Source organism: Oribacterium sp. Sow4_G1_1 (genome assembly GCF_052116105.1).
Classification (GTDB): Bacteria; Bacillota; Clostridia; order Lachnospirales; family Lachnospiraceae; genus Oribacterium.
In genome coordinates this window covers 163016-177683 of record NZ_JBQKLS010000001.1, presented here as the reverse complement: position 1 = coordinate 177683, position 14668 = coordinate 163016, and the positions used below count along the sequence as shown (strand labels likewise).

12 protein-coding genes are annotated in these 14668 nt (G+C 50.3%); all 12 read left to right on the top strand.

Features of this window, described 5'->3' with window-relative positions; all coding sequences use genetic code 11:
- Positions 1-4: 4 nt before the first annotated feature.
- Complete coding sequence (locus tag ACTQ52_RS00845) at positions 5-877, top strand: carbohydrate ABC transporter permease (RefSeq protein ID WP_441981502.1); 873 nt, start codon at positions 5-7, stop codon at positions 875-877.
- Entirely contained in the window at positions 877-1692 is an 816-nt protein-coding gene (locus ACTQ52_RS00840) for a carbohydrate ABC transporter permease (RefSeq protein WP_410043094.1), read from the top strand. Before ACTQ52_RS00845 ends, ACTQ52_RS00840 begins: the two co-directional genes overlap by 1 nt.
- Positions 1693-1780: 88 nt before the next feature.
- A complete protein-coding gene (locus ACTQ52_RS00835) occupies positions 1781-3964 on the top strand; it encodes an alpha-galactosidase (protein WP_441981501.1) in 2184 nt (727 codons plus the stop codon).
- Positions 3965-4110: 146 nt separating this feature from the next.
- On the top strand, positions 4111-5898 hold the full coding sequence (ilvD, locus tag ACTQ52_RS00830) for a dihydroxy-acid dehydratase (RefSeq protein ID WP_410043092.1): 1788 nt from the start codon (positions 4111-4113) through the stop codon (positions 5896-5898).
- Between the two features lie 191 nt (positions 5899-6089).
- Positions 6090-7124, top strand: a complete 1035-nt coding sequence (gmd, locus tag ACTQ52_RS00825) for a GDP-mannose 4,6-dehydratase (RefSeq protein WP_441981500.1) — start codon at positions 6090-6092, stop codon at positions 7122-7124.
- Positions 7125-7243: 119 nt separating this feature from the next.
- Complete coding sequence (locus tag ACTQ52_RS00820) at positions 7244-8170, top strand: GDP-mannose 4,6-dehydratase (RefSeq protein ID WP_441981499.1); 927 nt, start codon at positions 7244-7246, stop codon at positions 8168-8170.
- A 431-nt stretch (positions 8171-8601) separates the two neighbouring features.
- Positions 8602-9579 (top strand): SIS domain-containing protein, encoded by a 978-nt coding sequence (locus tag ACTQ52_RS00815; RefSeq protein WP_441226561.1) that lies wholly within the window; start codon positions 8602-8604, stop codon positions 9577-9579.
- Positions 9580-9677: 98 nt separating this feature from the next.
- A complete protein-coding gene (locus tag ACTQ52_RS00810; protein ID WP_441981498.1) occupies positions 9678-10994 on the top strand; it encodes an ABC transporter substrate-binding protein in 1317 nt (438 codons plus the stop codon).
- Between the two features lie 100 nt (positions 10995-11094).
- A complete protein-coding gene (locus ACTQ52_RS00805) occupies positions 11095-11985 on the top strand; it encodes a carbohydrate ABC transporter permease (protein ID WP_410043087.1) in 891 nt (296 codons plus the stop codon).
- Entirely contained in the window at positions 11978-12823 is an 846-nt protein-coding gene (locus ACTQ52_RS00800; RefSeq protein WP_441226559.1) for a carbohydrate ABC transporter permease, read from the top strand. Before ACTQ52_RS00805 ends, ACTQ52_RS00800 begins: the two co-directional genes overlap by 8 nt.
- A gap of 80 nt (positions 12824-12903) precedes the next feature.
- Positions 12904-13716, top strand: coding sequence for a PfkB family carbohydrate kinase (locus ACTQ52_RS00795; RefSeq protein WP_410043085.1), 813 nt, complete (start codon positions 12904-12906; stop codon positions 13714-13716).
- Between the two features lie 141 nt (positions 13717-13857).
- Positions 13858-14664 (top strand): histidinol-phosphatase HisJ family protein, encoded by an 807-nt coding sequence (locus ACTQ52_RS00790; RefSeq protein WP_410043084.1) that lies wholly within the window; start codon positions 13858-13860, stop codon positions 14662-14664.
- Positions 14665-14668 lie beyond the last annotated feature (4 nt).

Below are 14668 nucleotides of genomic sequence, written 5' to 3'. Positions count from 1 at the left end.
TGAAATGAAGGTACAAAAAAAGGGAGTAATTAATCTTTTTTACATTCCTGCTGTTGTACTGTTCCTGGTTTTCGTAATCTATCCGTTCCTGCATGGTATAAGAATATCCTTTACCAACTGGAACGGATATTCGCAGACCATGAAGTTTGTGGGAATGAATAACTACGTTCGCCTCCTGAAGGATCCGAACGTAAAGACCGCACTGGTCAATACACTGATTTATGGTATCGTGAGTACGATCATCCAGAATATCCTGGGACTCGCGTATGCCCTGTTCCTGAATACGAAGTTCCGGGGACGTGCCATCGTTCGAACCGTCATTTACATGCCGGTCATGATCGCCTCTCTCATCATGGGTTACATCATGTACTTCGTATTCCAGTATGATGGTGGTGCACTGAACGACATCCTCACCTGGCTCGGACGTGAGCCGGTAGATCTTCTGTCGAGCTCGAACGCGGCCATCGCCATCATCGTCATCGTTAACTCCATCCAGTTCGTGGGTGTCTCCATGGTTATCTACCTCGCCGGCTTACAGAACGTGCCGAGCATGTACTATGAGGCTGCGAAGCTGGACGGTGCCAATGCTGTTGAGATCTTCAAGAATATCTCTCTGCCGCTTCTGATGCCGGCCATTTCGTCGTCGACCATCCTGAACCTTATCGGTGGACTGAAGCTCTTCGATCTCGTTATGGCGCTCACCAGTGGTGGACCTGGATTCTCTACCCACTCACTGTCAACACTCGTAACCAACCAGTACTTCTCGGCCCAGTCCGCAGGCTATGCATCCGCCATCGGTATCGTATCCTTCCTGCTGATCATGGTCATCAGTAACGTGGTTATCAAATTCTTCGACAAGCGGGAGGTGGATGTATAATGCAGAAGAAATCAAATCTGTGGAAATATCTACTGGCGATTTTTATCGTTTTTGTCCACATCATCCCGATCTACATGGTGATCGGTCTTGCATTCAAGTCACCGTATGACCACTCCTCGAGATGGGTACTTCCGGGCTACATCTATACGAAGAACCTCTATACTGCGCTCGAAAAGAGCGGCATGATGCTGGCCCTGAAGAATACCATCCTGATCACCGGTGTATCGATCATCCTGATCACCGTCATCGGTGCGATGGCCGCTTACCCGATTTCGAGAAATAAGAGTAAGCTGAATGTCATCGTAAAGGGTTTCATCATGGGTGTCATGATGATTCCACCACTCAGCATCTTGGTACCGCTCTACTCCTTCATGGCGAACATCGGCGGTATCAATACCTACTGGGGCATCATCGTGGCCCTCGTTACCTTCCAGTTACCGACCAGTATCTTCCTGTATAGTAACTTTATCCAGTCGATTCCGGTAGCGCTGGAAGAAGCAGCAGCCATCGACGGCTGCGGACCGATTCAGATCTTCTTTAAGATCATCCTTCCGCAGTTAAAGCCGGTGACCGCATCGGTTATCATCATCACCGGTGTGTACTGCTGGAATAACTATCAGTTTGCACTGTACCTTCTTCAGTCACCGAAGATGAAGACCGTTACACTGGCGATCGCCGGATTCTTCTCCGCCGATGCAGCGAACATGAACGGTGCCGCTGCGGCCGCGTTCATCGGTATCCTGCCGGTTATCGTACTCTTCCTCTTCCTGCAGAAGTATTTCATCCAGGGTATGGTAGATAGCGCAATTAAATAAAATATGTTTATGGCCAGGCCAATCACGCAATGAAATAGAAGTAATTGTCGAGGCCTGGCTATCGTTGTAGAAATAGATGGAGGCCGTTATGGGCATCACTTTTAATGAAGAAAAAAAGGTGTTTCTGTTAAAAACAAAGAACACCAGCTACCAGTTCCGCGTGGCGGAATTCGGATTTCTGGAGCATTTATATTACGGAAGGAGAGTGGAGGAGGCCGTGGATTACATCCCGGTCCGCCTTCGCCATGGTTTCGAGGCGAATCCGTATGAGATGAAGCAGGACCGTACACTGTGTCTCGACGTACTCGAGCAGGAGTATCCTGGCTTCGGCGTATCTGATTTCAAGACATCTGCATGCAGTATCATCCACGCAGATGGATCCAACTGTATTGATTTTCGTTACGTTTCGCATCGCATCTATAACGGGAAGTATACGATCGAAGGCATGCCATCTCTTCGGAACAAGGGGGATGACTGGATGACGCTCGAGGTCGTACTGCAGGATGTCGCAACGAAGGTAGAAGTGACCCTGTTCTACGGTGTACTGGAGAGCTGTGATGTCATCACGAGACATGCGGTGATTCGAAATCTCGAAGATACCGAAATTACACTGCATGCAGCCCACTCCACCTGCCTCAGCTTCCCGACCGATGAGATGGACCAGATCGATTTTTACGGCAGCTGGGGACATGAGCGAAATGCACAGCGAACACCGGTCCGTCATGGCAAGACCGTCGTGGACAGTATCCGTGGCATTTCGAGTCACTACTATAATCCGACCATCGTGTTATGTGATCACGAGACGACGGAGACGGCTGGTGACTGCTATGGCGTCGCCCTCGTCTACAGTGGAAACTTCCAGATTACGGTTGAGGTCAATGACTTCAAGCAGACACGTGTGGTGGCCGGCATCCATCCGGACACCTTCTACTGGAAGCTGAATCCGGGTGAAACCTTTGCGACCCCGGAGGCAGTGATGTCTTTCAGCGCAGCAGGTCTCACCGGATTAAGCCATCATTATCATGATGTCGTACGGCACTTCCTGATTCCGGGACAGTTCGAGAATCAGCGCTGTCCGGTACTCCTCAACAACTGGGAAGCGACGATGATCGACTTCGATGAAGAGCAGCTTATGCAGATCGCAAGTGCAGGTAAGGAGCTCGGCGTCGAGATGTTCGTCATGGACGACGGCTGGTTTGGGCGAAGAACGAATGAGTTCCGTGGACTCGGTGACTGGCAGTGCAATCTGGAAAAGCTTCCGAGCGGCATCGCCGGCTTCTCGAAGCGGATTCATGGTCTCGGACTCAAGTTCGGCATCTGGATCGAACCGGAGATGATAAGTGAAGACTCCCGGCTTTATGAAGAGCATCCGGACTGGTGCATCGCTATCCCAGGCAGAAAGCCGACCAGGCAGCGGTATCAGCTGATTCTCGATTACAGTCGCGATGAAGTCGTCGAGTACATATTTGATCAGATTTATAATGAGTTCAAGGACGCGGAAATCGACTACATCAAGTGGGATATGAACCGCAGCATGACCGATCGTTTTTCACAGGCACTGCCGGCAGAACGACAGGGTGAGCTCTGTCACCGTTATGTGCTCGGCTTCTATAAGCTGATGGAGAAGCTCACCACGACCTTTCCGCAGATTCGTTTCGAGGGCTGCTGTGGTGGCGGCGGACGTTTCGATATGGGTGTTCTGTACTACGCACCGCAGATCTGGTGCTCCGATGATACAGATGCCATCGAACGGATCAGTATCCAGCATGGTACCTCCTTCTTCTATCCACCATCTGTGATGGGGGCACATGTTTCTGTCTGCCCGAACCAGCAGACCGGCCGTAGCGTATCGATCGATACGAGAGCCGCGCTTGCCTACTACGGCACCTTCGGCTATGAGCTCGATCCAAATGAGCTGAATGATGAAGAGAAGGAAGCTGTGAAGCGCCAGATTCAGTACTATCAGGAGCATGCGCTGACAAGCGCGTTTGGTAAGTACTACCGTCTGACCGGCGTGGGGCATGAATTCGTCGCCTTCATGTCGGTGGCGGATGATCAGAAGAGCGCCGTCTTCAGCTTCGTACAGCGACGTACCAGCGCGAACAAGGGCATCATTTACATCAAGCTGCGTGGTCTCAACGAAGCTGCGGTTTACACGATCCCGGAGCTCGGCCTAGAGTTAAGTGGTGCGAGCCTTATGTATGCCGGACTTCCGATGCCGGTGATCAAGGCAGACAACACAGCGAAGACCTTTACGCTGATTCAGAAGTGAATAGAAGTGAATAGAAGTATCATAGAATGAAAGACGTAGCCCGCCACGGGTATCTGCAGATGAGTTGCGCATCGGAGAGCTCTTCGGGCGTAGCTCTGCCGTGGATTGGAAACGTCAGATGGGTAGAGTATCAGGAGGATAAGAAAATGAAATTACGTTCACAGGAAGTACGTACACTGGCTCCGGAGAATGATCCGCTGAAGATGGGTATGGGCTGGAAGGTCGAGGACCTCGGTAAGCCGCAGATCATGGTGGAGAGCACCTTCGGCGACAGCCATCCGGGCAGCGCGCACCTCGATCAGTTCGTGAAGCAGGCGGTGCAGGCTGTCAACGAAAACGGTGGTAAGGCGGCCCGTTACTTCGCAACCGATATGTGTGATGGCATCGCACAGGGCCATGACGGCATCAATTACTCACTCGCACACCGCGATGCGATCACAAACCTCGTGGAGGCACAGGCAAACGCCAGCGTATATGACGGCGGTGTCTTCATCGCAAGCTGTGATAAGTCCATGCCGGCCATGCTGATGAGCATCGGTCGTCTCAAGGACATGAGTGCCATCGTTGTGACCGGTGGTGTTATGGAGGCGCATACCCTTCCGAAGGAGTACGTCGTTAACGATCCTGCCTGCGCGATCAACGAGCTTCTGACCCTCGAGCAGATCGGCAAGTTCGACGCCTGGGAGAAGACCGGCGTGATCCCGAACAGCCAGCTCGATTACTATAAGCACAACGCCTGCCCGAGCTGTGGCGCCTGCTCCTTCATGGGCACCGCCTCCACGATGCAGGTCATGGCAGAGGCCCTCGGGCTGATGCTTCCGGGCACCGCTCTGATGCCAGCCACTGCTCCAGAGCTCCGGCAGGCAGCGTATGATGCTGGCAAGCAGCTTATGGAGCTTGTGAAGAAGGGCATCACCGCAAAGGACATCGTGACGAAGGAGAGCTTCGAGAACGCGATCATGGTCCATGCCGCGATTTCCGGTTCGACCAATGCAACCATGCATCTTCCGGCCATCGCACATGAGTTCGGCATCGAGATCGATGCGGAGACCTTCGACCGTATGCACCGTGGCGCACATTATCTTCTGAACATCCGTCCGTCCGGCGACTGGCCTGCACAGTACTTCTACTATGCAGGTGGCGTGCCACGCGTCATGGAGGAGATCAAGTCGATGCTCCACCTCGACGTCATGACCGTCACCGGCAAGACCCTCGGTGAGAACCTCGAGGAGCTGAAGAAGAACGGCTTCTACGAGCACTGCGATGAGATCCTGAAGGAGAAGACGGCTGGACTGAACCGTGAGGTTACCCGCGAGGATATCATCCACAGCTTCGATAACGCAAAGGGCACCAACGGCAGCATTGCCATCCTCAAGGGGAACCTGGCACCAGAGGGCTGTGTCATCAAGCATACGGCCTGCCCGAAGGAGATGATGAAGGCGACGCTGACCGCGAAGCCATATGACAGTGAGGAAGCCTGCATTGCCGCCGTACTTGACGGTGAAGTGAAGCCGGGCGATGCGATCTTCATCCGCTACGAGGGACCGCGAGGCAGCGGCATGCCGGAGATGTTCTACACCGGTGAGGCGATCTGCGCGGATCCGAAGCTCGCATCCAGTGTCGCACTAATCACGGATGGTCGTTTCTCCGGCGCGAGCCGTGGTCCGGTGATCGGACATGTCAGCCCGGAGGCCGCGGTCGGCGGACCGATCGCCCTAGTGGAGAAGGGCGATCTCATCCAGATCGATGTGGAGCAGCGCCTGCTCGCCATCGTCGGTGTCAAGGGTGAGAAGAAGACGCCGGAAGAGATGGAGGCCATCCTCGCCGAGCGTCGCGCGAAGTGGCAGCCGAAGCCACAGAAGTACACGAAGGGCCTGCTGAAGCTCTATGCTCAGCACGCCGTCAGCCCGATGAAGGGCGCATACATGGAGTGATGTCGCTTCTTAGCAATGCAGACGCGATGCACGCGGTGTAGGTAAGGAGCCGGCGGGATATCCCGCCGGCTTTTCAGCGCCTTTTTTCGCCTTAAGGTATGGAATCCTCGCCGACATGTGATACACTATGTGAAAGTATGGCCAGTCCACACATGAAAAAGATTCTTCCATAGAAAGAACAGGAGACATATATGAAAAAGGCGTTAATTACAGGTATCACAGGTCAGGATGGTTCCTATCTTGCAGAGCTTCTGCTGGAGAAGGGCTATGAGGTGCACGGCATCATCCGTCGTGCGTCGGTTTCCACGACTGAGCGCATCGACCACATCCTCGATCAGCTGATCATCCATGAGGGCGATCTGTCTGATTCCTCCAGCATCATCCGTATCGTGCTTCAGGTGAAGCCGGATGAGATCTACAACCTCGCGGCGCAGTCCCATGTACAGGTGTCCTTCGAGGCCGCCGAGTACACCGGTGACGTCGATGCACTCGGTGTGCTTCGTATCCTCGAGGCTGTACACACCGCGGGTCTCGATAAGACCTGTCGTGTTTACCAGGCATCCACTTCCGAGCTCTTCGGTAAGGTCGAGGCGGTTCCACAGTCCGAGACGACCCCGTTCCATCCATTTAGCCCGTATGCGGTTGCGAAGCAGTACGGCTTCTGGATGATGCGTCAGTATCGTGATGCCTATGGCATCTTCGCCTGCAACGGCATCCTCTTCAACCATGAGTCTGAGCGTCGCGGTGACAATTTCGTAACGCGTAAGATCACGCTTGCTGCCGGCCGTATCGCCTGTGGTCTTCAGGACCACCTCGAGCTCGGCAACCTGGATTCTCTCCGTGACTGGGGTTACGCGAAGGACTACGTCGAGTGCATGTGGCTGATTCTTCAGCAGGATGAGCCGGATGATTACGTCATCGCGACCGGCGTGCAGCACACCGTTCGTGAGTTCACCACCCTCGCATTTGCGCATGATGGCATCGAGCTCGAGTGGCGCGGCGAGGGCATCGACGAGAAGGGCTACGATAAGAAGACCGGCAAGATGCTCGTCAGCGTCAACCCGAAGTGGTACCGTCCGACCGATGTCGTAAACCTCTTAGGTGATCCGACGAAGGCGAGAACGAAGCTCGGCTGGAATCCGCAGAAGACCAGCTACGAGGAGCTCTGCCGGATCATGGCCGAGCATGACCTCCAGCTTGCGAAGAAGGAAGCAGGGCTCCAGTAAGATCGGACGTCGACAGGAATGGCCGGCAGGGCCATCGGAGTGAACAGAGAAACAGGAGTATGGGCAGGTGGCGCAGATCGAAACGTCGGCCTGCTCATGTGATTTATATGGAGAAGTATATGGAAAAAGTCCTGATTTTTGGCGCGGGCGGCTTCGTCGGAAGCTACCTCTCGCGCGAGTTTCTCGAGCATGGCTACGCCGTGGTCGGGAGTGATAAGGCCACGCGCGGGCAGCTGCCGCCGGAGGTCGCGTTCCACCCGGCGGATCTTCTGAACGCGGAAGAAGTTGAATCGCTGGTCAATGCTGTCGGCCCGGACGTCGTCATTAACCTCGCCGCCATCAGCAGCGTCGGGGCTTCGTGGGGCATCCCGCAGACGACGATCGAGGTGAACGTGGTCGGTGCGCTCAACATCCTCGAGGCCGCACGAAAGGCAGAGAAGAAGCCGCGCATCCTCTTCGTCGGCTCCAGCGAGGAGTACGTGATCACAGAGCAGGCGATCGATGAGGAAACGGAGCTCAACGCCAGCAACCCGTATGGCATCTCGAAGGTGACGCAGGAAAATTTCGCGGCGCTCTACCGCGCGCACTATGGACTTCAGGTCTACTGCGTGCGTCCGTTTAATCACACCGGCGTCGGCCAGCGCGATTCCTTCGTCCTCCCGAGCTTCTGTAAGCAGGTGGCGGCGATCGAGAAGAGCGGGCAGCCGGGCACCATCCAGGTCGGCAATCTCAACATCGAGCGTGACTTCAGCCACGTGAAGGACATCGTCCGCGCATACCGCATGATCGTCGAGCATGACGACTGCCGCGCCATCTATAACGTCGGCTCCGGCACGGCATATAACCTGACGGAGCTGCTTCAGTACGTCACGAAGCTCAGCCACCAGTCGATCTCCATCGAAGTCGACCCGGCACGCTTCCGTCCGTCCGACCAGCCACGCATCTGCTGCGACCACAGCCGCATCACGGAAGAGCTCGGCTGGACCCCGGAGTACAGCGTTTACGACGCACTGAAAGAAATGTACGAAGCATTTCTAAATGCCTGAGCGCCTGCGATGTACTCCAGGAAATGTACGACGCATTTCTGAATTCCGGAGCACCTGCGACAGGTCATGGAGGAAAAAGCAGGGGGTCCGGACAGGGATGTGTATCGGAACTGAAAATCAAAGATCGAAGTATCCGAAGCCGGCGGGAGATCCCGCCGGCTTCATTTATATATCGAAAAATTCGTGCAACAGGAATTTATTGCCGCACAGATATGGCTGGAGTAAAATGCAGAGTGAATTTTCGCATGGCAGAATTACAAAAATTAGGCAAAATAAACATAAAATCTGCATTTTTTAAACATGCTTTGTAAAAAAATCCTCAAAATTGAGTAAAAACATATTGACAGTCACTATATAACGTTATATGATGACAGTACATTATAAGACGTCTTAAAGCAGTGAAGCACTATGGCAAATTTGGAGGAATAATTATGAAGCAGGAGCACATTGATCAGATCAACAAGGCCGTTGCGGCCGTTGCAGCAAAGAAGCACATTAACCACTTCTATTTCGTAGCATGTGGTGGTTCCCAGGCATTTATGATGCCGGCACAGTTTATGTTTGATAAGGAGCTGGAGACCCCGTCAGGTATCTATACATCGAACCAGTTTGTACATGAAGTGCCGAAGGCATTAGGCGAGGATTCCGTCGTTATTACATGTTCTCATTCGGGAAATACACCAGAGACTGTCAAGGCAACCGAGATGGCAAGATCCATGGGTGCAACGACGATCGCATTATCGAACCTTGTGGATTCTCCACTGTGGAACGCAGCAGAATATCCGATCCACTATGACTGGGGCAAGGATGCAGATGCAAGTGATTTGAATAAGGCTGTATTATATTCTCTGGTTTTCCGTATTCTGGATGCAGTTGCTCCGTGCGATAAGTATAAGGAAGGTATCGCATCTGTAGAGAATATCAATGATGTTCTCGAGAAGGCAAAGGCTCTGTATGCTGATAAGCTGAAGGAGTGGGGCAAGAAGTATAAGAGAGAGAAGATGATTTACACCATGGGCAGCGGCGCTTGCTATGGCGAGACATATTCTTTCGCAATCTGCCTGCTGATGGAGATGCAGTGGATCCACTCGAATTGCATTCACAGTGGTGAGTACTTCCACGGCCCATTCGAGGTAACTGATTTTGACGTACCATTTATCATCGTGAAGGGCATCGGTTCTACCAGACCGCTGGATGAGAGAGCATACAATTTCTGTAAGAAATATTCTGATTGCATTATGCTGATTGATTGTGAGGACTTCGATATGACCGGCATTGCAGAGAGTGTAAGAGAGTACTTTGCACCACTGGTAGCAGGCGCTGTTCTTCGCTCACTTGCAGATGAGTTTGCATATCAGAGAGGTCATGACCTTGGCGTTCGCCGTTATATGTGGAAGATGGAATACTAATCAGATATAAGGACGAAAGAACGACGGGGGTTCTGACAGGAAGATGAGTCAGGATTTCCGTCGTTCTGTCATAAATACAGATAAGGAGAAAGCGACATATGAAAATGAAGCGTGCTTTTGCTGCACTTATGGCAGCAGTAATGGGACTTTCCTTAGCAGCTTGCGGTAGCAGTTCCGGAACGGATACAACGACGGCAGCCAACGGCGCAGCGGCAACGGATGACGGAAAGGTTGTGATCAATTTCTTCCACCGCTGGCCGAATGATCCGAAGAACTCGATGTTTAAGGAGCTGGTTCAGGAATATATGGATGAGAACCCGAATGTAACCATTAACATGGATTGCATTCTGAATGATCAGTATAAAGAAAAAATCCGTATGATTGTAAGTACAGATGAAGTGCCGGATATTTTCTCTTCCTGGTCAGGAACATTTGCACAGGAGATGATCGCTTCCGGCAATGTTGCCTCATTAAACGATATGTATGAGTCCGATAAGGATTGGTCTTCGCAGATCGCACCGGCGAGTGTTGAAAAATTCACATTTGATGGACAGATCTACGGAGTACCATGGTCACAGGATGGTAAGGTATTCTATTACAACAAGAAGGTTTTTGAAGAGAATAATATCAGTATTCCGACAACCTGGAATGAGTTCATCGCTGTACTGGATCAGCTAAAGGCAGCAGGTTATGAGACTCCGATCATCGCGGGTCTGTCTGATGGCTTCGAGTCCCTGCATTATTTAGGCACGATGAACCAGAGAATGATCGATCCGGAGACGCTGGCGAAGGATTATGATCCTGCAACCGGAGAGTTTACAGATCCTGGTTACACTGAAGTGCTGAAGAAATGGCAGCAGTTAACATCCTATATGGGAGAGACCAGCACCGCGATTAATCATGAGACCGCCAGAAACACCTATTTTGCAACCGGTGAGGCGCCGATCATGTATTTGCAGTTTGCAGAGATTCCGATGCTTGAGAAGTCCCTTCCGGATGATTTCGAGTATGGATTCTTTAATTTCCCTGCATTTGAGGATGGCAAGGGCGATCCGAAGGAGCTGACCGGTGCACCGGAAGGCTTCATGATCAGCAATAAGGCGAAGAATCCGGAAGAGTGCCAGAAGTTCTTAAAGTGGCTGGTAAGCAAGAAGGGCGGAGAGGCTCTGACAACACAGAGCGGTGATCTTTCCTCTGTTGCAGGTGCAGTAGATGAGACGAATGCACTGCCGTCACAGTTAGAGGCGATGGATATCATCAAGAACGCAAGCAAGCTCACCCCATGGTTTGATAATGCATGCGATCCTGGCGTATATACCGTATACCAGCAGGTAGCACAGGCGATTGCGACAGGTGATGAAACACCGGAGAGCGGTATGCAGGAAGTACAGCAGGCTGCAGCATCCTTACATTAAAGAAACACGCGGCCCGATGGTCGTAAAATAGTAAATATGAATCCGTTCGAGGCAGGGAATCACCTGCTTCGGACGTGATGAAAAGATGGGATGGATGATTTTGACGAAGAAGAAAAATTTAGAAGCATTTATTTTTGCAATACCAGCACTCGTGATACTCGGTATCTTTGTGTATTTCCCACTGATTAAAAATATTATCTACAGCTTCCAGTCATTTACACTTTCTTCGGTAACCAAGGAATGGGTAGGACTGGCAAATTATCAGCAGCTTTTTACCGACAAGACTATCCTTGCCTGTCTGAAAAATAATATTCTTTATGCATTAATTTCCATTATCATACAGGTAGGATTCGGCCTCGTTCTGGCGGCAGTGCTGGAGGACGTCGTATTCCAGCGAGTTGCCCCGTTTTTCAGAAGTGTATATTTTATCCCGACGGTTATTTCGATGACCGTTGTGTGTCTGCTATTTAAATTTGTTTATAATCCTCAAATGGGATTGCTGAACAGCTTTTTACAGGCGATTGGACTAGATAATCTCGCGAAAGTCTGGTTGGGAAGCAAAAAAACAGCGATGTATGCAGTCATTGCGGTATCGCAGTGGCAGAGTACCGGATATACGACCATGCTGTTTATCGTGGCGATTCAGAAGATTCCGCATGATTTATATCAGGCTGCTGAGGTTGATGGCGCAAGTAAAATCGAACGGTTTTTCTATATCACCGTTCCGCAGGTAAAGCAGATGTTCTTTGTAACCATGATTTTAACCGTCGTGGGTGCATTTACCGTCTTTAACGAGCCGTATATTTTAACGGGTGGTGGTCCTGGTACCGCAACGATGGTTCTGTCTCTGCACATGTATCAGACGGGATTCATCAAGCAGAATATGGGGTATGCATCCGCGATTGCGATGCTGATCTTCGTGATTACAGCCGTATTATCTTCCGTACAGTTCTTTAGTTATGGAACGGATAAGGAGAATGGCGATGAGTAAAATACAGCAAAATAGAAACAAAATCGGAGTAGGCGAAGTACTATGTTTTGTTGTGCTCTGTATTTTAGCAATCCTGATTATTTATCCTCTGTGCTGGATTCTGATGTCTTCCTTTAAGGACTATCAGGGAATCTATGGAGATGTATGGGGACTTCCGAAAAAATGGCTCTGGGAAAATTACGTAACGGCGTGGAATAAGGGTATTTCCCAGTATTTTGCAAACAGCTTGATTGTTACGATCGCGACTCTGGCAGGCGTAGTATTTGTTTCTTCTTTTGCAGCATTCGGCGTATGTCAGATTAAGGGAAAGCTTGGAAATTTTGTATTTTTATTCTGTCTGTGCGGACTCCTTCTTTCCCCACAGGTATGTCTGCTTCCGCTGTTTATGCTGCTGAAGGCGTTAAAGCTGAAGAACACCCTGGGTGCGATGATTTTACCATACATTGCGTTCCGTCTTCCGGTTTCCATCATGCTGATCCGCTCGTTCTTTATCGGTATTTCAAAAGAAATGGAAGAGGCAGCCATCCTGGACGGAGCAACACTGTTCCAGATTTATAAAGAGATTTATCTGCCGCTTTCGAAGCCGATCATGTCAACTGTGGTCATCATGACGACGTACTATGCATGGAATGAATTCGTTTTTGCGACGATTTTTGTAGACAGTTCAAAACTCAGAACCATTCCGGTAGGTCTGATGGCCTTCAGTGACGGACTCATGACAGAATGGGGCGTTGTTCTGGCTGGTATGGTGATCGCCTGCCTCCCAATCATGATTCTGTTTATCGCGATGCAGAAGAACTTCGTTCGAGGCATGATGGCAGGATCTGTAAAGGGCTGATTTCAAGCAGATAATCGACAGGTTAGTGTGATAAGTAATGGGACAGAGTGCCGGACATGAATATGGAGGTTTGAGAAGATATGAAATTAATCGCAATCGGCGACAATGTAACGGATTGCTATATGGATGAGGGTGTGTATTTTCCAGGCGGCAATGCAGTGAACGTAGCTGTAAACTGTAAGAAAAACGGAGCGGAAAAAGTAAATTACATCGGCGTTTTCGGTGATGACGAGCGTGCAGATTATATTAAGCAGTGCCTGACAGAAGAGGGTGTTACGTATGACCGATCCAGAAAGGTATATGCACATTCGGCTCAGCCGAGAGTGTACCTGAAGGATGGAGACCGTGTGTTTGCAGCAGGCGTTCGTGACAGCTGTCAGCATCTATTCTCGATTAAAATCGTGAAGGAAGATGAGGAAATCATCAAGGAGTATGATATCTGCCATACCAGCTGCTACTCGAACTTAGAGTATGAGCTTCCGGCACTGGCGGAACTCTGCGCAGTTTCCTTCGATTTCTCAGATAAAAAGGATGAGGAGTATCTGAAGAGAACCTGCCCATATGTAAGCTATGCGTTTTTCTCCGGTTCGGACATGACGGAAGAAGAGTGCGAAGCGCTTTTAAAGCATGTGCATACATTCGGAACGAAAATTGTAGGCATTACCAGAGGATCGAAGGGCTCGATGTTCTATGATGGAGAGAAGGTATATCATCAGGGAATCAAAAAAGTAGAAGCCATCGATACCATGGGTGCAGGAGATAGCTTCATCGCCGGTTTCTTAACAGCACATGGTGATGGAAAAACGATGGAAGAGGCACTCGATTATGCGGCAGAGCGTTCTGCGCTTACCTGTACGATTCGTGGCGGTTTCGGACATCCACATCCGATGTGAGTTTTGCAATAATGAACTGTAAGAAGAATGGACTGGTGTTGACATGACAACAGTCCATTTTGATGTATGGAAAGCATGCTGATAGATGATAAATCCATGACTTTCTTTCGTGATTATGTAAAAAGGTAGAGGAGATATACTATGCTTCATATGGATTATCATGTACACTGTAAAAATTCTCCGGATAGCAGTGAGCCACTGGATGAAATCTGTCAAGGTGCAGTGGATGCCGGGCTTACGGAAATCATGGTCACGGATCATTATGAGTTATTCACCGATGATTATGGGCGTGCGGCGTTTGATCCTGCATATCTGGATCAATGTCTGGATTCGGTCATGGAATGCAGAGAAAAGTATAAAGACCGTCTCTATGTGGGTTTTGGAACCGAATTAGGACAGATTCATCTGCAGCAGAAAGCCGCAGACTTCATTACAGCTACCTATCCGTTTGATTTTGTGATTGCGTCCTTTCATAAAATTGACAATTTGGATTTGAAAGGATACGATTACCATAATGTAAGTTGTGATAGCTTAAAAGGGCGATATCTGGAAGGACTACTGAAAATTGCTGAAACGGGAGACTTCGACTGTCTCGGTCATGTGGATCTGATCAAGCGCTATGCTGCCGGACAGGGAATCAGCATTCGCTTAGAGGATGACGAAGAGGCGGTCAGGGAACTGTTCCGGATTTTAGTACGCAGAAATAAAGGGATTGAAATCAATACATCAGGACTTCGACAGGCTGTACATGAACAGTTTCCATCGAATACTCTTATAAAGTGGTACAAGGACGAGGGCGGAACCATCATAACGCTTGGGTCGGATGCACATCGCAGACAGGATGTTGGTGCAGGAATCCAGGAGGCGGAGAAGATACTACAGAGCTTGGGATTTCCTTATATTAGCAGGTTCAAGGAAAGAAGACTATTACAAGAGAAAATAAACTAAGGGA